Annotated in this window: 18 protein-coding genes and 1 tRNA gene; 13 read left to right on the forward strand and 6 right to left on the reverse strand. The window is 55.6% G+C overall.

Going from position 1 to position 20753, the window contains the following annotated elements; translation table 11 throughout:
* Positions 1-319 precede the first annotated feature (319 nt).
* Positions 320-2128, forward strand: coding sequence for a translational GTPase TypA (gene typA, locus FNL37_RS05570; protein ID WP_013442512.1), 1809 nt, complete (start codon positions 320-322; stop codon positions 2126-2128).
* An 87-nt stretch (positions 2129-2215) separates the two neighbouring features.
* On the opposite strand, the gene FNL37_RS05575 is transcribed toward typA, so the two are convergent.
* Genes FNL37_RS05575 through FNL37_RS05585 form a run of 3 tightly spaced genes read right to left on the reverse strand, consistent with a single transcriptional unit; the run spans position 2216 to position 5348 of the window.
* The gene (locus FNL37_RS05575; protein ID WP_159355415.1) at positions 2216-3112 is read right to left on the reverse strand and encodes a M48 family metallopeptidase; all 897 of its coding nucleotides are present in this window, start codon (positions 3110-3112) and stop codon (positions 2216-2218) included.
* Complete coding sequence (locus FNL37_RS05580; RefSeq protein WP_159355417.1) at positions 3109-3618, reverse strand: SH3 domain-containing protein; 510 nt, start codon at positions 3616-3618, stop codon at positions 3109-3111. The genes FNL37_RS05575 and FNL37_RS05580 overlap by 4 nt, the downstream gene beginning before the upstream one ends.
* A 2-nt stretch (positions 3619-3620) precedes the next feature.
* The gene (locus FNL37_RS05585; RefSeq protein ID WP_159355419.1) at positions 3621-5348 is read right to left on the reverse strand and encodes a CHASE2 domain-containing protein; all 1728 of its coding nucleotides are present in this window, start codon (positions 5346-5348) and stop codon (positions 3621-3623) included.
* 115 nt (positions 5349-5463) lie between these two features.
* Between FNL37_RS05585 and FNL37_RS05590 the strand changes: the two genes are divergently transcribed.
* From FNL37_RS05590 to FNL37_RS05610, 6 genes are read left to right on the forward strand one after another with little or no spacing between them, the layout of a single operon-like run.
* Positions 5464-6819: a DNA recombination protein RmuC gene (locus FNL37_RS05590; protein WP_159355421.1), complete on the forward strand. Its 1356-nt coding sequence runs from the start codon at positions 5464-5466 to the stop codon at positions 6817-6819.
* A 27-nt stretch (positions 6820-6846) separates the two neighbouring features.
* Positions 6847-7023 carry a hypothetical protein gene (locus FNL37_RS13890; RefSeq protein ID WP_013442507.1) on the forward strand — a complete coding sequence of 59 codons (177 nt, stop codon included), beginning with the start codon at positions 6847-6849 and terminating at the stop codon, positions 7021-7023.
* Complete coding sequence (moaD, locus tag FNL37_RS05595) at positions 7020-7271, forward strand: molybdopterin converting factor subunit 1 (protein WP_013442506.1); 252 nt, start codon at positions 7020-7022, stop codon at positions 7269-7271. The genes FNL37_RS13890 and moaD overlap by 4 nt, the downstream gene beginning before the upstream one ends.
* Positions 7272-7277: 6 nt before the next feature.
* The gene (moaE, locus tag FNL37_RS05600; protein ID WP_013442505.1) at positions 7278-7733 is read left to right on the forward strand and encodes a molybdopterin synthase catalytic subunit MoaE; all 456 of its coding nucleotides are present in this window, start codon (positions 7278-7280) and stop codon (positions 7731-7733) included.
* Between the two features lie 51 nt (positions 7734-7784).
* Positions 7785-9938: a Lon protease family protein gene (locus FNL37_RS05605; RefSeq protein WP_159355423.1), complete on the forward strand. Its 2154-nt coding sequence runs from the start codon at positions 7785-7787 to the stop codon at positions 9936-9938.
* Positions 9935-10333, forward strand: a complete 399-nt coding sequence (locus FNL37_RS05610; protein WP_015830377.1) for an RNA-binding S4 domain-containing protein — start codon at positions 9935-9937, stop codon at positions 10331-10333. The genes FNL37_RS05605 and FNL37_RS05610 overlap by 4 nt, the downstream gene beginning before the upstream one ends.
* Positions 10334-10394: 61 nt before the next feature.
* Here FNL37_RS05610 and FNL37_RS05615 read toward each other — a convergent pair whose 3' ends face one another.
* Both FNL37_RS05615 and FNL37_RS05620 read right to left on the reverse strand, forming a co-directional pair.
* On the reverse strand, positions 10395-11537 hold the full coding sequence (locus FNL37_RS05615; RefSeq protein ID WP_159355424.1) for a PA0069 family radical SAM protein: 1143 nt from the start codon (positions 11535-11537) through the stop codon (positions 10395-10397).
* Positions 11512-12210 (reverse strand): SDR family oxidoreductase, encoded by a 699-nt coding sequence (locus FNL37_RS05620; protein ID WP_159355426.1) that lies wholly within the window; start codon positions 12208-12210, stop codon positions 11512-11514. The genes FNL37_RS05615 and FNL37_RS05620 overlap by 26 nt, the downstream gene beginning before the upstream one ends.
* A gap of 399 nt (positions 12211-12609) precedes the next feature.
* On the opposite strand from FNL37_RS05620, the gene FNL37_RS05625 reads away from it, so the two are divergent.
* The 3 genes from FNL37_RS05625 (at position 12610) to FNL37_RS05635 (ending at position 16563) form a co-directional block, all read left to right on the forward strand.
* Positions 12610-13776 (forward strand): nucleotide sugar dehydrogenase, encoded by a 1167-nt coding sequence (locus tag FNL37_RS05625; RefSeq protein WP_159355428.1) that lies wholly within the window; start codon positions 12610-12612, stop codon positions 13774-13776.
* A gap of 231 nt (positions 13777-14007) precedes the next feature.
* Positions 14008-15942 carry a polysaccharide biosynthesis protein gene (locus FNL37_RS05630; protein WP_159355430.1) on the forward strand — a complete coding sequence of 645 codons (1935 nt, stop codon included), beginning with the start codon at positions 14008-14010 and terminating at the stop codon, positions 15940-15942.
* 69 nt (positions 15943-16011) lie between these two features.
* The gene (locus FNL37_RS05635) at positions 16012-16563 is read left to right on the forward strand and encodes a hypoxanthine-guanine phosphoribosyltransferase (RefSeq protein ID WP_013442498.1); all 552 of its coding nucleotides are present in this window, start codon (positions 16012-16014) and stop codon (positions 16561-16563) included.
* Positions 16564-16837: 274 nt separating this feature from the next.
* Here the strand turns inward: FNL37_RS05635 and FNL37_RS05640 are convergent.
* Positions 16838-16922 (reverse strand) — tRNA-Leu (locus tag FNL37_RS05640).
* 77 nt (positions 16923-16999) lie between these two features.
* On the opposite strand from FNL37_RS05640, the gene rnr reads away from it, so the two are divergent.
* From rnr to ndk, 3 genes are all read left to right on the forward strand, one after another.
* Positions 17000-19444 carry a ribonuclease R gene (rnr, locus tag FNL37_RS05645; protein WP_159355432.1) on the forward strand — a complete coding sequence of 815 codons (2445 nt, stop codon included), beginning with the start codon at positions 17000-17002 and terminating at the stop codon, positions 19442-19444.
* Positions 19445-19450: 6 nt separating this feature from the next.
* Positions 19451-20200 carry a 23S rRNA (guanosine(2251)-2'-O)-methyltransferase RlmB gene (rlmB, locus tag FNL37_RS05650; RefSeq protein ID WP_159355434.1) on the forward strand — a complete coding sequence of 250 codons (750 nt, stop codon included), beginning with the start codon at positions 19451-19453 and terminating at the stop codon, positions 20198-20200.
* A 126-nt stretch (positions 20201-20326) separates the two neighbouring features.
* Positions 20327-20752, forward strand: coding sequence for a nucleoside-diphosphate kinase (gene ndk / locus FNL37_RS05655; protein WP_013442495.1), 426 nt, complete (start codon positions 20327-20329; stop codon positions 20750-20752).
* The last annotated feature ends 1 nt before the right edge of the window (position 20753 follow it).

Here is a 20753-nt window from a genome sequence, read left to right on the forward strand (position 1 = left end):
AAAACAAAGGGCGCAAGCAGGACGCAATCAGCTACACAACATAAGTTGTCAGCAACGTTAGGCGCAATACACTAAATTTTGGAGGTGTATTTCTACCGGCGCACGGGCATAGCCACTAACCGGTAAAAAACTGGAGAGCCACAAATACAGCAATGGGCTTCGAGAGGGCTAGGGCGATGAATTACCGAAATATTTGCAGAACAGGCCTTTGAGGACTACGCTACAAATTCATCGAAGGCCGAAGTATATAGATAGTCATCAGTTTGTCAAAGCTTTTGTGTTAAAATCGCGCCCTTTCTAATGGACTGGCTCAAAACACATGTCGCGCAATCTTCGTAATATCGCCATCATCGCTCACGTTGACCATGGCAAAACCACTATGGTGGACAAGCTCCTGCAGCAGGCAGGCACCTTTGCATCGCATCAGCAGGTATCTGAACGCGTGATGGATTCCAACGATCTGGAAAAAGAGCGCGGCATTACCATTCTTGCCAAGAACACCGCTGTTAACTATGAAGGCACCCACATCAATATCGTGGATACGCCAGGGCACGCCGACTTCGGCGGCGAAGTTGAGCGCGTTCTCGGTATGGTGGATGGTGTGGTGCTGCTGGTTGACGCAGTGGAAGGCCCGATGCCGCAAACCCGCTTCGTCACCAAGAAGGCACTGGCACTTGGTCTGCGTCCGATCGTGGTCATCAATAAGGTGGACCGTCCAGGCGCACGTACTGACTGGGTGATCAACCAGACCTTTGATCTGTTCGCCAATCTGGGCGCGACGGATGAACAGCTGGACTTCCCCGTGGTTTATGCTTCTGCACTGAATGGCTTTGCGACGCTGGACCTCAAGAACGAGTCGGATAATATGCGTCCGCTGTTCGAAACCATCCTGAGCCACGTGCAACCGCCACAAGGCGATAGCAATGCGCCTCTGCAATTGCAGATTTCTGCGCTGGATTACTCCAGCTACACCGGTCGTCTGGGCGTTGGCCGTATTCTGAATGGCCGTATCAAGCCAGGCCAAGTGGTTGTCGTCATGAATGGCGATACGCAAACCGGCCAGGGCCGTATCAATCAGGTGCTGGGTTTCCGCGGCCTTGAGCGTGTGCCAGTCGAAGAGGCCGAAGCTGGCGACATCGTGATTATTTCCGGTATCGAAGAAATCGGTATCGGCGTGACCATTGCGGACCGCGAAAAGCCGGTTGGCCTGCCAATCCTGGGTGTGGACGAGCCTACCCTGACCATGGACTTCATGGTGAATTCTTCCCCATTGGCCGGTACTGAAGGCAAGTTCATCACCAGCCGCCAGATTCGTGACCGCCTGACCAAGGAACTGCTGGTTAACGTGGCGCTGCGCGTTGAAGATACTGCTGATGCTGACGTATTCCGCGTGTCCGGTCGTGGTGAGTTGCACCTGACCATTCTGCTGGAAAACATGCGCCGTGAAGGTTTTGAAATCGCCGTGGGTAAGCCACGTGTGGTGTACCGTGAAATCGACGGCCAGAAGTGTGAGCCTTATGAAATCCTGACCGTGGACCTGGAAGATGACACCCAGGGCGCCGTGATGGAAGAACTGGGCCGTCGCCGTGGCGAACTGCAAAACATGGAATCGGATGGCAATGGCCGTACCCGCCTGGAATACAAGATCCCCGCACGTGGCCTGATCGGCTTCCAGAGCGAATTCCTGACCCTGACCCGTGGTACTGGTCTGATGGCACACATTTTTGATGAATACGCACCGGTAAAAGCCGACATGCCAGGTCGTCGCAATGGTGTGCTGATTTCCTCCGAGCAAGGCGAAGCTGTTGCCTACGCGTTGTGGAAGCTGCAAGACCGCGGCCGTATGTTCTCCGTACCTGGTGACCGCCTGTACGAAGGCATGGTGATCGGTATCCATAGTCGCGACAATGATCTGGTTGTTAACCCGATCAAGGGCAAGCAACTGACCAACGTGCGTGCTTCCGGTACTGACGAAGCTGTGCGTCTGGTTCCTGCCGTGCAATTAACGCTGGAATCTGCCGTGGAGTTTATCGATGATGATGAACTGGTGGAATTGACACCGAAATCCATCCGTATCCGCAAGCGCTACCTGCAAGAGCATGAGCGCAAGCGCGCATCCAAGGACTAAGCTCCGAGGGTTGCACGGTTCCTGACAAGGAATGAAAAAAGGCACTGCATCTGCAGTGCCTTTTTTATTGCCTGGATACCGCTGAATTTATGGGAGCGGTAGCAAGCGTTTTTCCAGTGTTTTACCCGTGGGCAGGGTGCCGGATTTTGCCGTGGCAGCACCCAGTGCCGCCAGGCGCTCCTCAGGTGCAGGGTGTGTCTTGAATAGCAGGGCAATGCTGCCATCGTTACTGCTGATATCTTCCAGCCCACTCAATACCTCTGGCAAGCCATAAGGATCATATCCAGCGCGAGCTGCCAGTACCAGACCCATGCGGTCGGCTTCGTATTCGGCATCCTTGTCCAGGCTGCGTGCGCTGATTTCGGCACCACTGCCGATGACTTTTTCGATGGTCTGGTTGCCTTTGGCGACCTTGCCGCTAAGCAGGCCAGCCCCCAGGCTCAGCAATTGCTGTTTTTGCAGTACCTTGAGCTGGTGTTTTTGCACGATGTGGGCTATTTCATGCCCTAGCACACCGGCCAGCTGGGCCTCGTTTTGCAGGCGTTTATACAGGCCTTTGGTAATCAATACATAGCCACCGGGGGCGGCAAAGGCATTGATGTCATCGCTATCAATCACGCCAAAATGCCATGGCAGATCGCTACGCTCACTCTGGCTGGCTACCCAGCGACCCACGCGGTTGACGTATTGCTGCAATGCCGGATTTTTCACCAGCGGCGCGGCGCCCAGCAGATTGCCTGCAATTTCACGCCCAAGTTTGATTTCTTCGTCCTTGGACGGGCTTTTCCAGTTGATGCTGGCGAGGCTGTTGGCTTCCGGGTTGGCTGGCGTGGTATCGGCGTCGTTCGAGTTCTTATTGTTGATCAGGTCGCCCGCATTTTTTTCAACCGCATCTTTCAGTGCTCCCCCCAGATCAAATGCCATGGCTTGTGGCGGGAGGCTGAACAGCGAAGCGAAGAGGCATGCCCATGCAGTTTTTTTCATGGATTTTCTCCCTGCGTTGCCACGGGTTTGGGCAAGTAACCCAGTTTGATGGGCTTGAGGCCGCCTGCCTTGGCATACTGCGCGCCATCGGCTGCCGATGCGCTGTAGCTTTCCAGCAGTTTGGTTTCGGGCTCGCTGAATTGGGCCTGTTTCAGTTCATCTTCTGTCAGTCCGCGCACGCCGGTGGTGGCCACAACCTGGCCAGTGCCTGCGCGACCACTGGCAACGCCAAGAACACCCGCTGCCTGATTGCCGGTGCTGGCGACACGCTTGACCGACAGCAGCCTTACCCAGCCAGAAGCCTTGCTGGTTTTAACTTGCAGCCAGGCGCCTTGTTTGCTGAGGATGTCGACCTTGTCACCACGTACCAGCTTGCCGCTGGTTTTTGCATCGTTATAGGGTTCTTTGCGCAAGCTGTCGTTTTTGAGCGCAGTGCCACTTTCGGCCTGTGCCAGCGTACTGGCCAGCAAGGCGGCTGCCAGTATGGCAGTCAGGGAATATCGCATGTCTAAAGCTCCGGAGATGGGGTGGGGGTATCTGCTTGAACAGGCGTTGCGTCAGGTTTGATAGCTTCGAGTTGCAATAGTGCTGCCGCAAATGCGCTGCGCCATTGTCTGCCGAGTGGCGCTCTGCCATCCAGCCTGTTTTCATAAACGGTATGCACAGCCTGCGGCTTGCCGGGCAAGTCCAGACTGGCAATCATGCTGGGCAAGGCTTTGGCGATCCGTTCGGCATCCATGTGTGCTTCGCTGGCGTATTCCTGCCGGCCTTCGGCAAAGGTCCAGCTCACCACGGTCAATTCGCCAAACAGGCCCCAGATGCCGGATTGCACGCCTTTGAGTATATCGACGCTGCTGGGTGTGCGGCTGGTCAGCTCAATCTGGCGCTTCAGCTTCTTCATGATGCTGTCGCCCAGGGGCTCATCGCTTTCGATCAGGATGGGCATGATCATGACGTGGGTGTCGCTGGCGCCTTCCTTTACCCCATAGGCCAGCCAGCGCTGCAAGGCGCGGTCTGTTGCCAGGGCATATATCTTGGCGATACTGAAGTAAAACAGCGCCCAGGTAATGGGGCCAGTAAAGTCGAGGTAGAAGTTGCTGAGGTTGATGCCGATGTATGACAGCACCAATAGCCCGATCTGGCTGAAACTGAACACTTTGTTGAAACGGTCGCGGTCGGCATTCAGGTAAAACGCCAGGGTGGTGAGCCAGATCAGCAACAAGCTGATCAGGATATAGGGTATCGCCCCGCGCCATACTTTCAGGTAGTCCTGATGTTTGACGTTATCGATAGCCGTCGCCAGGATTTCCACCCCGGGATGCGCCTTGGCCATGGCGGTGGCTTTGAGATCAAACAGGCTGGGCGCGGTGGAACCGATGATGACGATTTTGTCGGTGAACTCGTTCTGTGGGCGCTTTTTGTCTTTGCTGCCCATGTCCTGCATGACATCGCTGAACGACACATACTGATAGCTGAATGGCATGCCGCGCCAGTTGAGCAGAATGTTCTGGTCTGGTGGCAGTGTGTAACCAAGCTTGCCTGCCACCGTCATGGGCAGTGAAGGCAGGCGCCAGCCGTAAGCATCCTGATACAGCTGGTATTCGCGAACAATGCCATCCTTGTCCGGGTAGATGTTGTGGGTGCCCAGCCGCCCCGAATTCAAGGCCGCATCAAAATGTGGCAGCACCACTGCGATCGTGGCCTGCATGTCGCCCTGGCTGGGCTGGCTTTCGCTGATGCCGGCAATCATGTTGGGTTTGACCTGGCTCAGCTTGTCACTTGATTCTGGCAGGCGCAGGAAGGGGAAAAACGTGTTATCCGTACCGCTGATGACGTCGTTGAAATAGGCATCGCTATCGGGGTTGTAAACATCGGCATCGCTGAACAGAATGTCGAAGATCACGGCCTTGGGGTGCTGGGCTTCAATGTTTTCAAGGAATTCACCAAACACCTGACGTGGCCAGGGCCAGCGGCCGTATTCCTTGGCCATGGCAGCCAGGCTGGCCTCATTGACATCCACGATCACGATGTCTTTGTCCGGCGCGGGCGCCAGCACACGGCTGCGCACCATGAAATCAAACGCTTTCTGCCGCATGTTTTCGCCAACATGAAACAGCCCTGCATCCAGCAGCACAAACACCGTCAGCAACGCCGCAAGATAAATGTAGAAGTTGTTGTGCAAGCGACGGGTCACGTTGGCCAGCCATTGCCCTATGCGCAGTTTCAGTCGTATCACCGGAGGGCTCCCGCATTTTTCAAGAGCCTGAGTGTGGCATAAATGTCGCGGGTTTTAAAGGCTGATCCCGGCTGCGAACGGGGATATCGCCAGCGCTTCAGGTATAATTTCACGCATGATGCAAATTGTGATTTTAGTGCTTGTGATTGCCTGCCTGCTGGCATTGATCGTGTTGTTGTTACGTCAATCCAGAACCCCGGATGCTGCCAGCGAGCTGCTGGCGCAGCTTATGCCTCAGTTTGAGGAAAAACACCGCGCCATGCTGCGCGATCTGCACGATGGGCTCAATAAACTCGGTGATCGCTTGAGCCTGTCTTCAGTGGATAGCAGCGAGCGTCTGCGTCAAGCCGTCGCGCAGGAACTCAAGGAAACACGCGACGCCATGCAGGCCTTGCAGGCCGCGCAAACCAACAGTCTTGCCCAGACCCGTGAAACCGTGCTGGAAAAATTGCATACCACCCTGGCCGAGCAGGGCAAGGCTGAGCAAACGTTGATTCAGGACACCATGCTGAAGGCCACCTCGCAACTCACTGCCAGTATTGAAACGCTGACCAAAGCCGTGGATGCCCGCCTGGAAGAAATCGGCGGCAAGGTATCAGAGCGCCTGGATGAAGGCTTCAAGAAAACCAACGATACCTTTGTGCGCGTGATGGAGCGTCTGGCGACCATCGACGAAGCCCAGAAAAAGATCGATGGACTGACCACCAATGTGGTCAGCCTGCAAGAGCTGCTGGGTGACAAGCGCTCGCGCGGTGCCTTTGGTGAAGTGCAGCTGGAAGCGCTGGTGCGCAATGTGCTGCCGAATAGCGGCTTTGCCATGCAGCATGTGCTGCCTAATGGCACCCGGGTCGACTGCGCACTCTTTTTACCCGAGCCTACCGGCACGGTAGCGGTCGATTCAAAATTCCCGCTGGAAAACTACCATCGCATGCTGGAAAGCGGCATCTCCGAGGTGGAGCGCGCGCTGGCGCAACGCCAGTTCAAGGCCGATGTCAAAAAACACGTGGATGACATTGCCAGCAAGTACATTATTCCCAATGTCACCTCCGATGGTGCGGTGATGTTTATACCGGCCGAGGCGGTGTTTGCCGAGATTCACGCTTACCACCCTGATGTGGTGGATTACGCCATGGCCAAACGGGTGTGGGTGGTCTCGCCGACGACATTGATGGCCGTGCTGAATACTGCCCGCGCAGTATTGAAAGATGTGGAAACCCGCAAGCAGGTGCACATTATCAAGGATGAGCTGGGCAAACTGGGCAAGGAATTCGGCCGCTTTGATGTGCGCATGAAAAAACTGGCTGACCATATCCGCCAGGCCCATGAAGACGCGCTGGATGTGCATACCACCAGCCAGAAGATTTCACGGCGCTTTGCCCAGATTGAGCGGGTAGAGTTGCAAGGCGATGCCGAGGCGGCTCTGGCCTTGCCGGATTTGCCGGACGATATACTCGCAGACGACAACCAGTAAGACGATTTGCAGGATGAAAGGAACACCATGAGCGACGAATCCACCATGATCATGCTGGTGCAGCAATACGCTGCCCGGTTTGGCATTACCTTCAGCTCCAGCCTGATGGCCGACGAGCAGCACAAGGCCCGCGTCATCACGCTGATGGCCGAAGCCCTGAGCGGCAAGCGCGGCGCCTTCACCGACGAAGACGTGCTGCAATGATACGCCTTCTGTATTTCGCACGTTTGCGCGAAGCCCTGGGCTCGGTGGGCGAGGAGCTTACACCACAGGCTGGCCTCACGATCGAGGCTCTGATGCAGCAACTCGCGGCGCGCGGTGGTGTATGGGCGGAAGAGTTTGGCAGTGGCAAATCACTGCGCGCGGCGGTTAACCAGACGCTGGCTCCGGTGAAGACCGAGATCCACGACGGGGACGAAGTCGCGTTCTTCCCCCCGGTGACAGGCGGGTAATCGCGCATGACGATACGCGTGCAGGCCGACGACTTTGATGTCGGTGCCGAGATAAACCGCCTGCGTCAGCAACGTCCGGACATTGGCGCCGTGGCCGCCTTTGTCGGTCAGGTGCGGGACTTGAATCAGGGCGACGCCATTGCCGGCATGACGCTGGAGCATTACCCCGGCATGACGGAAAAGTCTCTGGAAGCCATCGTGCAACAAGCCAAAGCACGCTGGGATATCATGGATGCTGTCGTGATACATCGTATTGGCGAGCTGAAGCCCCTGGACCAGATTGTGCTGGTGGCCGTGGCTGGTGCCCATAGAGGCGAAGCATTCCATGCCTGCGAATTCATTATGGATTACCTGAAAACCGAAGCTCCCTTCTGGAAGAAGGAACAAACACCTGAAGGGGAGCGCTGGGTAGATGCCCGCAGCAGCGATGATGCCGCCCGCGCACGCTGGCAGGATGCTTGAGTTGTCCTGTTTCCCCATTTTATTCACTCACCCGTAAAGCACTTTTCGCTCATGCTACACAGGCTTAATTCCTCCTCTCTTACCGCCGCGGTGATTCCGCAATCCCTGGGCTTCGAAGATACCTCCCAACTGGATGGTCAGCCCGATGCCACCTGGCTGGGCCAGGCCGATGCGCAGCAGGCTGCCGAGTTTGGCCTGGGCATGCGCGCGCCGGGATTCAACTTGCTGGTATTGGGCGAGCCGGGAAGCGGGCGCACGGTATTAATGCAGTCCGCCATGCAGGCTGCAGCGGCGCGCTGGCCGGTGGCGCCTGATCTGGTATTGCTGATGAATATTGGTCAGGCCGACAAGCCGATCAGCCTTTATCTGCCAGCAGGCGTGGGAGCGCGTCTGCGCCAGGCCATGGAGCAGTATCTGCGCCAATTGGGCAAGGGGCTGCCGCTACTCTTGGCTGAGCTGGATGCCGCGGCCAATACAGGCGATAAAACGCAGCAGGATAAAGCCCGTCAGGATGCCGCTGCCTGGATAGACCAGCAGCAGGCGGCGCTGCGCGAGGTGCTGGCAGATGTGGAGCACGACACAGCGCTGTTTGAGCAATACCTGCAGAGCCTCAAGCACGACACCCTGGAAAATCTCGACGTGTTTGTGCCCGCACAAAGCACGGAAAACGAAGGCCTGCTGGAAAGCTTTTTGCACCGCTACCGCGTCAATCTGCTGGTGGATAACCGCCAGCTGCAAATGGCGCCGGTGATTTATGACAACGACCCGACTTTCCACTCCCTGTTTGGCGGTTTTGATGCGGGCATGGATAGCACGACTACGCCTGACTTCCTGCGTCTGCGCGCTGGCAATCTGTTGCGTGCCCATGGTGGCATGCTGATGCTGCATCTGCGTGACCTGGCTTCTGACCAGCAGAGTGGCAGCCAGATCGTGGAAAAGCTGTTCCGCTTTTTACGGAATGGTCAGGTGCTGATCGAGGAATCCAATGGCAGCAGCGGGCAAGGCGGCTCGGGGCATTTCTGTCCGCAACCACTGGCGGCTGATGTCAAACTGGTCCTGATTGCCACTCCGGAAGAGTATTACGAATTGCATGACGAAATGCCTGGCCTGGCACGTTATTTCCCGGTCAAGGTGGATTTTGTCGATAGCTTTGCGGCAACGCCGGACGCTTACGCTGCCATGGCCCGATTCATTGCCTACCAGGCGCGCGAGCTGCGTTTGCCGCCATTCAGTGCAAATGCTGTGGCGGCGCTGATACGCGCCATGCACCGCCGTGTGGAGGATCAGGCGCGCATCAGCACCCAATATGCCGCTCTCAGTACCTTGATGCAGGAAAGCGCGTCTTTCATGCGCAAGGCGCCATCCGCCGCTACCGCCCATGGCATTGTCCAGCCTGAGCATGTACGCGCCGCGCAACAAGCGCGCCTGGCACGGCACCAGATACCAGAGCAGCAGCTGCGCGATTCGATTGCCGAAGGCGAACTCATGTTGCGCTTGCACGGTGGTGCGGTAGGGCAGATCAACGGCCTTAGCCATATTGATCTGGGCGATGCCAGTTTCGGCTCGCCGATTCGTATCTCGGCACGCTGCTTTGCTGGCGCGCAAGGCCTGATCAACATTGACCGCGAGGTCAAGATGAGCGGCCCTAACCATGACAAGGGCGTATTCATTCTGCAAAGCTGGCTGTCTGCCAGTTTTCCGATGCTGACGCCTCTATCGCTGGCAGCATCCATGGTGTTTGAGCAGGAATACCATGGGGTGGAAGGGGATTCGGCTTCTTGTGCCGAATTGTTCGTGTTGTTGTCGGCCCTGTCGGGCTTGGCTATTTCGCAAGGCATTGCGGTTACCGGGGCGCTGAACCAGCACGGTGAAGTCACCGCGATTGGTGGCGTCAACGAGAAGATTGAAGGCTATTTCCGGGTATGTCAGCGGGTAGGTCTTGACGGTAGCCAGGGCGTGATTATTCCCAAGGCCAACATGCGACATCTGATCCTGGATGAAGAGGTGATTGCCGCGGTGGAGCAGGGACGTTTTCATTTATATGCCATTGAGCATGTGCTGGAAGGCATGGCCTTGCTGACGGGCATGGAGGCGGGCGCCGAGCTTCACGAGGGTGAGTATCCAGCGGGCAGCATCATGGGGCGCGTTCAGCAGAGTCTGGAGGCCTTCCGTCAATATTATTTCAATAATACGCCCGCCAGATGAGCATGCAAGAAGACAACAAGTGCCGTCTCGACAAGTGGCTGTGGGCAGCGCGCTTTTTCAAGACACGCAGCCTGGCGACGGATGCCATTGATGGCGGCAAGGTGCATGTGGATGGGGATCGCGCCAAGCCAGCCAAAGAGGTGCGGGTAGGGCAGCGCATTTACATCCGCCGCAAAGAGCTGGAAATGGAAGTGGAGGTCATGGCCTTGTCCAATCAACGCCGTGGCGCCCCCGAGGCCGCCTTGCTGTATCAGGAAACCCCGGAAAGTGCGCGTAAGCGTGAAGATGCAGCGGTCACGCGCGAAGCCGACCATGGCAAGCGCGAGCGCGGCGCCGGGCGGCCTACCAAACGCCAGTTGCGCGATATCAAGCGATTTACTGGCGGAAGCTGGTAAGCCTGCGATCCACCTGGTGAGCGTCTTTTGCGCTAGCTCACCAAGTTCTTCTCTTACTCCCTTACTCAAACAGATCGCGTTGCGGTGTCAGCTTTTTGGCTGTGCGAGCAGTCGTCGCGGCGAGCGGCCGGAAAATGCTGGTATTCAAAGGGCTGCGCTCCTGCATGAATCCCAGTTTGCTCGCGGCCAGGCGGAAGCGCTGCGCTAGCAGATCGGCAAATATGCCTTGTCCGCGCATGCGCTGATGAAACTGGGCATCGTAGGCTTTGCCCCCACGTGATTGCCGGATGATGCTCATGACATGCGCCGCCTTCAGTGGAAAGTGGTGTTGCAGCCATTCTTCAAAAAGCGGAGCCACCTCCAAAGGCAGCCGCAGCAATACATAGCCGGCATAGCGCGCACCTGCTGCATGGGCATGTTCCAGAATATGTTCCATCTCCGCATCATTCAGCGCGGGAATCATGGGTGCTGTCATGACGCCGCAGGGAATACCTGCTTTGGACAATCTTTCCAGTGTTTGCAGGCGACGTTCTGGCGCGGCGGCGCGCGGCTCCATGACGCGGCTGAGATGGCGATCCAGGGTGGTAATTGACATGAAGACGCGCGCCAGATTCTGGGCTGCCATCGGCGCCAGCAGATCAATGTCTCGCTCTACCATGGCAGATTTGGTGACGATGGTGAGGGGATGCTGGTGTTCGGCCAACACTTCAATGATCTGGCGCGTGATGCGCTGCTGCCGTTCCAGTGGTTGATAGGGGTCGGTATTGGTCCCCATGGCGATCGGCTGACACACATAGCCTGGCTTTGCCAGCGCCTGGCGTAACAGGGCAGCGGCATCAGGCTTCACCAATATGCGGCTCTCAAAATCCAGCCCGGCCGAAAACCCGAGGTAGGTATGGCTGGGGCGCGCATAGCAATAGATGCAGCCATGCTCACAGCCACGGTAGGGGTTGATGGAACGGTCAAACGGGATATCGGGCGAGTCGTTGTACTGCAGGATACTGCGACTGCTATCGTGGATGATCTCGGTGATCAGTCGCGGCGTGCCAGTGTCGGCGTCTTCCTGTGCCCAGCCGTCATCAAAGGCTTCGCGCTGCAATTGCTCGAAACGCCCGTTCTGGTTGCTGGTGCTGCCTCGGCCCTTGAAGATCAAGGGCCGGGTAGGCAGCTGATCTTCTTCACCAGGGGATGGCTTGTCCGTCATACGCAATGAATTGCCCGCTCTGCTTGGGGGTCAGTTTGGCGATGACCTGGCGCATGCCGCTGACACTTTGCTCGGCATTGATCAAGCCGTTGGGGCCGCCCATGTCGGTTTGCACCCAGCCTGGATGCAGCACGAGCACACTGATACCCTGATTGCCCAGATCAATCGCCAGGCTCTTGCTCACGCTATTCAGCGCCGTTTTGCTGGAGCGGTAAATATAGTGGCCGCCACTGCCATTGTCGGCAATGCTGCCCATTTTGCTGGTGATGTTGATGATTTTTTTCTCGCTGCTTTTTGCCACGTGTGAAGCAAATGCCTGCGCCATTTTCAGGGGTGACATGCTGTTGACGCGGAATGCTGTCAGCCAGGCTTCATAATCGGCATTGCTCAGGCGGCTGCCTGCATGGTCGGGATAGATCCCGGCGTTGTTGATGAGTACATCAATTGGCGTGTCGGCGAGTGTCTCGGCCAGCTTGTCTATCTGATTGAAATCCGCGACATCCAGCTTGTGCAGGGTGATGCGGTCCAGGTGCGCGGTATGCAAGGCTTTGAGTGCATGGCTGTCTTCAGGCCTGCGGCAGCATGCGTGCACCTGCCAGCCGGCTTCGGCATATTGGCGGGTAAATTCCAGGCCCAGGCCACGATTGGCGCCTGTAACAAGTAAAGTTGGCATTGGGTATGGTCTCCATGGACTATTGCGGTGAGTTACTTGGAATTATATAACTTGAGGCATCATAAATAATCTCGATTTACGGGTAAGACTGTCGGCGATCATGAACAGTTGCAGAGGGGTATCCGAGGGAGAAACGTAACCTGCTCACCTGAAGGCGAGGTGCGGGCCGGGAGCCAACTAAAATTGTGACGAGGCAGCACAGCAGATTACAATGAGGCATGCGCCAGGCATCTCATGAGAAACACTAAACACGTCAATCAGAATAAACAAACAATGGCGAAAATCTCTGACCAGTCACTCGCATGTCATGCGGCTTTCAGCCTTGGCTGTCACGATTTTTGCTTGGCAGAATATGTCATTGATGACCTTAATAAATTCCACAGACTCAGGAGTCACTAGATGAAGATAGCAATTGCCGGTACCGGCTACGTAGGACTTTCCATGGCGGTGTTGCTGGCCCAGAAAAACGAAGTGGTCGCGCTCGACATCGTGCCGGAGAAGGTGGAGATGCTGAACCGCAAGCAATCGCCGATTGCCGATGCCGAGATTGAAGAGTATCTCGCCACCAAGACCCTGAACTTCAAGGCCACCATGGACAAGCAGGCGGCCTATGAGGGCGCTGACTATGTCATCATCGCTACCCCGACCGATTACGACCCCGAGACCAACTACTTCAATACCGGCTCGGTAGAAGCCGTGATTCGCGACGTCAAGACCTACGCACCGAATGCCGTGATGATCATCAAGTCCACCATTCCGGTCGGCTTTACTGTTGGTGCCCGAGAAAAATACCAGACCAATAACCTGATCTTCTCGCCGGAATTCCTGCGGGAAGGCAAAGCGCTTTACGACAACCTCTATCCTTCCCGTATCGTGGTGGGCGAGAAGTCCGCCCGTGCCGAAACCTTTGCCCGGCTGCTACAAGAAGGCGCACTGAAAGAGAATATCCCGCTGCTGTTTACCGATAGCTCCGAAGCCGAGGCCATCAAGCTGTTTGCCAACACCTATCTCGCCATGCGCGTGGCGTATTTCAACGAGCTGGACAGCTATGCACTGACCCATGGCCTGGACACCAAGCAGATTATCGAAGGCGTGGGCCTGGATCCGCGTATTGGCAGCCACTACAACAATCCTTCGTTTGGCTATGGTGGCTACTGCCTGCCTAAGGACACCAAGCAGTTGCTGGCGAACTTCAACAATGTACCGCAAACACTGATCAACGCCATTGTGCAGTCCAACACCACCCGCAAGGACTTCGTGGCGGACAGCATCATCAAGCGCAAGCCGAATGTCGTTGGTATCTATCGCCTCATCATGAAGAGCGGTTCAGATAACTTCCGTGCCTCCAGCATCCAGGGCATCATGAAGCGCATCAAGGCCAAGGGGATTGAAGTGATTGTGTATGAGCCTGTGCTCACTGAGCCCGAGTTCTTCCGCTCCAAGGTGGTGAATGATCTGGAAGCCTTCAAGCAAAAGGCCGATGTGATCGTCTCCAACCGCATGGCCAAGGAACTGGCGGATGTGGCGGACAAGGTGTTTACGCGCGATTTGTTTGGCAGTGATTAAGCGTCCGTGGCATGACGGATCACCGACTATAAGCTGTCAGCCTGGCCTTGCCCAACGTCCGCTGTGATGCAGGATATGGCCAGTCTGCTTGCTTTGTCGCAAGCGCAAACAATCCTCACCTTGCCAAGATGCGGTCTATCAAACCGCCTGATAATGTAAAACGCCTAAAATTATCTCTATTAATCGCTTAAGGTTAAGTAGAATTGCAATACCTTTTTAGTGCGGTACGGTATGCCAGGTTTTAAAAATAAATTGCGCGACCATTGGTCGCAATATCGGCGCATGGCGAATCCACGTACGGCGGCTGCGGTTTTGCATGATCTGACGGTGGCTGTTGCTGCATGGTATTTCGCTTTTGCATTGCGTTTTAACTTTCAGATTCCCTCCGCATTCCAGGATTCCATGCTGCAGGCCATGCTGTGGATAGTGCCTTTGCAGTTCGTGTTTTTTATCAATTTTGGGCTGTATCGCGGCGTCTGGCGCTTTGCCAGCCTGCCCGATCTCAAGCGTATTCTATTCGCTGTCGCGACGGCCGCTGCGACGGTGGTGGCGGTCATTTTCATGACCAAGCCACATGGCGTGATTCCTCGTTCAGTGCTGATCCTCGACCCCATGTTGCTGGTATTGGGCATGGGAGGGAGCCGCTTTCTCTATCGCTATTGGAAAGAGCATCGCCTGTATGGGGCTTTTCACTCTCAGGGGCAGCCCGTTCTGCTGCTGGGAGCGGGTACGTCGGCCATCAATCTGCTCAAGGACCTGACGCGCAGCCAGGAGTGGCGCGTGGTGGGCATGCTGGATGACGATGAGGCCATGCATGGGCGCCAGCTGCTGGGCGTCAAGGTGCTGGGGAATATTGATGACATAGGCTATTTTTCACGTCGCTACCAGGTGGAGCATGTGATTGTGGCCATGCCTTCCGCCTCGCATCAGCAGAGAAGGGCCGCCGTGGAAAAAGCCAATGCGCATGCATTGACCATCCTGACGGTGCCTTCGGTGGAAGACTTGATGAATGGCAAGGTCAGCATTTCACAAATACGTCGGGTTGAAGTGGAAGATCTGCTGGGGCGGGAGCCTGTGCAACTCGACACCGAAGGCATGCACGCTCTCCTGCAGGCTCAGGTGGTCATGGTGAGCGGTGCTGGTGGCTCGATCGGTTCGGAGCTCTGCCGTCAGATACTGGCATTCAAGCCAGCCAAGCTGATCTGTCTTGATATCTCGGAGTTCGCTTTATATAAGCTGGAGCAGGAGTTCTCAGCGATGAGCAACCGGCCTGCCGATATTGAATATGTGGTTGGCGATGTGAAGAACGCGGAACGTCTTCGTCATCTGTTACAGCAGACCAAGCCGGCTGTCATCTTTCATGCAGCCGCCTACAAGCATGTGCCCATGATGGAAACCGGCAATGTGTCGGAAGCCCTGCATAACAATGTGCTCGGGACTTATACCCTTGCCAGCCTTGCGAAAGAGGCCGGTGTTGCCAAATTCGTGCTGATTTCGACCGATAAAGCCGTGAATCCGACTAATGTGATGGGGGCCAGCAAACGGTTGGCGGAAATGGTGTGCCAGGGCCTGCAGGAAAGTCATGGCACCCGTTTTGTTATTGTCCGCTTTGGCAATGTCCTGGGCAGTAGCGGCAGTGTTATTCCCAAGTTCCGTGAACAGATTGCCAAGGGGGGGCCTGTCACCGTGACTCATCCGGATATCACCCGTTATTTCATGTCTATTCCCGAGGCTACCCAGCTCGTCATGCAGGCGGGCTTGATGGGTAAGGGCAGCGAGATTTTTGTGCTGGATATGGGTGAGTCGGTGAAGATTGCTGATCTGGCTCGCGATATGATCAAACTGTCTGGCCTGCAGGACGATGAAATCGAAATCGTCTTCACCGGCCTGCGCCCTGGAGAGAAGTTATATGAAGAGCTGCTCGCCGATGATGAACATACCTTGCCGACGCCTCACGAAAAACTGCGCATTGCCATTGCCCGCTCCGCTGACTTGACCTGGGTACACGCCTTGCTCAAATGGATAGCCACTACCTTGAATGCGGATGAGGCGACGATCAAGCAGGAGCTGAAGCTGTGGGTGCAGGAATATCAGCATCAAGACACCACTAAGGTTGCCACTGAAACCAAACGCACCCTCGGACCGCAGTCGTCTACCCTTCATTAAGGGGGCATGGCTAAGCATTTATGCGGATATGTGGTATTTTGTCGAAAAGTAATCAACAAAGGGGCATGTGTGGCAAATCGATCCGTTAATCCAGAGCAAATTCTTCAACAGTCAGAGATTATTTACACTGAAGAAGATGTCAGGAATGCGATTGCGGTGCTTGCCAAGAAGATATCGGCACGCATCGCCGGTACCGAGCCGCTGGTCATGTGTGTGATGGGTGGCGCCGTTGTATTTTCCGGTCAGCTCCTGCCCCAGCTTGGTTTTCCGCTTGAGTTCGATTATGTGCAAGCCAGCCGATATCATGAAAAAACCGAAGGTGAGCAACTGGTTTGGACTGTTGAGCCACGCGATAATGTGCGTGGCAAAACCGTATTGCTGCTGGATGATATTCTTGATGAGGGACAAACCCTGGCGGCCATACGTGAGAAATGCCTGGCCCACGGCGCTGCCGAAGTGGTGATTGCTGTGCTGGTCGAAAAAGATCTCGAGCGCGTCAAACCCATTCAGGCCGATTATGTTGGCTTATCCGTACCCAATCGCTATGTTTTCGGCTGTGGGATGGATGTATATGGCTGGTGGCGTAACCTGCCTGCCATTTATGCACTGAACGTTAATTAAAACGTTCTGAAGCTTGATGTGATTGTCGACCGCTGGAGCTCTCTGGCGGGTTTATCTTCTGCAGGCGGATTGATGTTACGCCGTGGATTTCAACATGCATCAGATTCAACTAAACCCCTGCATGTCATGATTCGGCAATATCAAGCCGGGCGGTCTTCTGTATAATCAATTCGAGATTGAAACTAGAGCATTGATAAAGCACTTATGCCCATCGTCGAGGCCAAAAACAAAAACGCACCGACATCTAAAATGTACAGTGCGTTTTGTTTGTATCTGGTGCCCAGAAGAGGACTCGAACCTCCACACCCGAAGGCACATGGACCTGAACCATGCGCGTCTACCAATTCCGCCATCTGGGCTTTCTTAGATGCTTGTGCATCGAAAGAGCCGAGATTTTATATCAACAAAAAAGTTTGTCAAATGGAATATTTAAAGAATGAAAAAGAAATCGCGTAACGCCAGTATAAGCCAAGTGCGTAAAGCCGATCCTTATGCCAAGCGCGAAGCCGAGAATTATGCTAACCCCCTGCCCAGTCGGGAGTTCATCCTTGATGTGATGACCGAGCAGGGGGTGCCCGTGAGTGTTGAGCAGTTATATGAGCTGGTCGGCATTTCGGAAGAAGAGCGGGAGATTTTTAATCGTCGTCTGAATGCGATGGAGCGCGATGGTCAAATCATGCGCAATCGCAAGGGTGCGCTGTGTATTGCCGAGAAGCTGAATCTGATTGCTGGCCGTGTGGTCGGGCATGCTGATGGGTTTGGCTTTCTGGTGCCTGACCATGGCGGGGATGATCTGTTTTTGAGTCCGCGTGAAATGTCGCAAGTCATGCACGGTGACCGTGTCATGGTGCGTCCCGCCGGCTTTGACCGCCGCGGACGTCCCGAGGGCAAGATTGTGGAAGTGCTGGAGCGTTCGACCAAAAAGCTGGTGGGGCGTTTGATTCGCGAGCAGGGTGTGACCTTTGTCGCCGCTGAAGACAAGCGGGTGAATCAGGATATTCTGGTGCCGCCCGGACAGGACATGAATGCCGGTGCAGGCCAGGTCGTGATGGTGGAGCTGATTGAGCAGCCGTCGGCCTATGCCAAGCCTATCGGCAAAGTGGTAGAAGTATTGGGCAACTATGCGGACTCCGGCATGGAGATCGAAATCGCCTTGCGCAAGCATCAATTGCCGTATGAGTTTTCTGCGGAAGCGGAAAAACAGGCGGCCAAGTATCCCAAACAGGTGCGCCCAGCGGATTACAAGGGCCGTATCGATTTGCGTGACATGCCATTGATCACCATTGATGGCGAAACCGCGCGGGATTTTGATGATGCTGTCTACTGCGAGCCGCAAGGCAAAGGCTGGCGTCTGGTAGTGGCGATTGCCGATGTCAGTTTTTACGTGAAGCCTGGCGATGCGCTGGACAAGGATGCGTACGACAGGGGTAATTCGGTCTACTTCCCGCGCCGCGTGATCCCCATGTTGCCGGAAGCACTTTCCAATGGCCTGTGTTCGCTTAACCCGGATGTGGAGCGCTTGTGCATGGTTTGCGATATGCAGATTGATGCTCTGGGCAAGATCAAGCGCTATGAATTCTACCCATCCGTGATGCGCTCCAAGGCTCGCATGACCTACACCAAGGTGTATGACATCATCAGCCACCCGGATGGAGAGCTGGCAAAAGAGTATGCATGGCTGGTTCCGCACATCGACCATCTGTACAGTCTTTACAAGATATTGCTCAAGGCCAGAGAAAAGCGCGGTGCGATTGAGTTTGAAAGCACCGAAACCCTCATGATTTTTAACGATAACGGCAAGATAGACCGCATTGAAGCTGTGACGCGCAATGAGGCGCATCGGTTGATTGAAGAGTGCATGCTGGCGGCCAATGTCTGTTCCGCTGACTTTTTGATACAGCACGAGCAGCCCGGTCTGTATCGTATTCACGAAGGCCCTACCCCGGAAAAACTGGAAGCTCTGCGTACGTTCCTGGGTGAGTTCGGCTTTGGTGTAGGCGGTGGAGATACCCCGCATGCCAAGGATTACGGCAAGGTCATCTCCCGCATCAAGGGGCGCCCGGATGAGCAGCTCTTGCAAACCGTTCTCCTGCGTTCCATGCAACAGGCGGTTTACAGCCCGGATAATGTCGGCCACTTTGGCTTGGCATATGAGGCTTACACCCACTTTACCTCGCCCATTCGCCGTTACCCTGACTTGCTGGTGCATCGCGCCATCAAGGCCGTGCTGAATGGCGAGCGCTACAAGGCGGGAGACTGGCAGGCCCTGGGCCAGCATTGCTCCATGACCGAGCGGCGCGCGGATGATGCCACCCGTGATGTTCAGGCCTGGCTCAAGTGCTATTACATGCAGGATAAAATCGGCGAGGAATTTGCCGGTACCGTGGCTGGCGTCACCAGTTTTGGGTTGTTCGTCGCGCTGGACGGTATTTTTGTCGAAGGCCTGTTGCATGTGACCGAGCTCGGCAACGACTACTTCATCTACGACAAGACCCGCCACGAAATGGCAGGGGAGCGTACGGGCGTGAAATACCGCCTCGGTGATCGCCTGCGCGTCAAGATAAGCCGGGTGGACCTGGAAGTCAGTCGCATCGACTTTGTGCTGGCCTCGTCTGACAAGGCAAAAAATACCGTGCCGGATGAAGCCTTTGCGCAGGAGGGTGGGGCAGATGGTGATACAATTCGGCTCGCCAAGCCGCGCCGCTCTGCCGATAGAAAGCCTGCAGCCAGCGCTGGAGCCCGGCCTCGCACGGCAGCCAAGCCGTCGCGCAGCAAGTCAGCAGCCAAACCTGCTGCCAAGCCCAGAAAAAGCAGCGCATCCAAGCCTGGCGCAAAATCAGGCGCCAAGGTGTCCTCCCGTAAAACCAGTAAAAGGTCATAAGTTGTAATGAGTGATAGCCGTATATTGTTTGGATTTCACGCCGTCTTGAGCCGCCTGCGTCAGCATGCGGCCAGCGTGCAGGAAATCCTGATCGACAAAGATCGTGTGGACGCCCGCATGAAGGACCTGATCAATCTGGCGGAAGGTGCTTCTGTGCGTCTGATGCAGGTAGAGCGCTCCCGTCTGGATGGCATGGCAGGCGCTAACGGCCGGCATCAGGGCGTGATTGCACGCGTGGTGGATACGCCGATTCCGTACAAGGATATTCACGATATTCTGGAGTCGGATCTGACCGAACCCCCGTTTTTCCTGGTGCTGGATGGCGTGGAAGACCCTCATAACCTGGGTGCATGCCTGCGCGTGGCGGATGCCATGGGCGTACATGCGGTGATTGCCCCCAAGGATAGAGCGGCAGGTTTGAATGCGACCGTGCGTAAGGTTGCGTGCGGTGCTGCCGAGACGATTCCTTTCATCGCAGTGACCAATTTGGCGCGTACCCTGCGCGAGTTGCAGGAGGCAGGAGTATTTGTTGTTGGCGCTGCGGCCGATGCACCGGGCAATCTGTTCACCACCAAGCTGGACGGTCCATTGGCGCTGGTGCTGGGGGCTGAAGGTGCGGGTTTGCGTCGTCTCACCGCTGAAACCTGCGATACGCTGGTAAGCATTCCCATGTTCGGCTCGGTGGAGAGCTTGAATGTATCGGTGGCAAGTGGGATTTGCCTTTACGAGGCAAGACGCCAGCGTAACGCGCTTTAAGCTTGCTTATCCTGTAAACAAGAGTCTCCTGCCCGGCAAGGCTGGATTTTGCCGCGTGGGTTTATTTTAAACTGCTAAAATGCTATTTTAGTCGGTTTTTCGTAGTGTTAATTTTTTGGAGCTATCATGGCTGTTGAACGTACCCTTTCCATTATCAAACCCGATGCTGTTGCCAAGAATGTCATCGGCAAGATCTACACCCGCTTTGAAGATGCTGGCCTGAAGATTGTTGCTTCCCGCCTGGCACAACTGTCACAAGCTGAAGCTGAAGGCTTCTACGCTGTGCACAAAGAGCGTCCTTTCTTTGCTGACCTGGTCAAGTTCATGATCTCCGGTCCTGTGGTTATTCAAGTACTGGAAGGCGAAAACGCTGTTCTGGCACACCGCGACCTGATGGGCGCAACTGATCCGAAGAAGGCCGCACCTGGCACCATCCGCGCTGACTTCGCTGAAAGCATCGATGCCAACGCCGTGCATGGCAGTGATTCCGTTGAGAATGCAGCGATTGAAATCGCTTACTTCTTCCCGGCTTCGCAAGTTCACAGCCGCTAAG

Source organism: Methylovorus glucosotrophus (genome assembly GCF_009858335.1).
Taxonomy (GTDB): domain Bacteria; phylum Pseudomonadota; class Gammaproteobacteria; order Burkholderiales; family Methylophilaceae; genus Methylovorus; species Methylovorus glucosotrophus.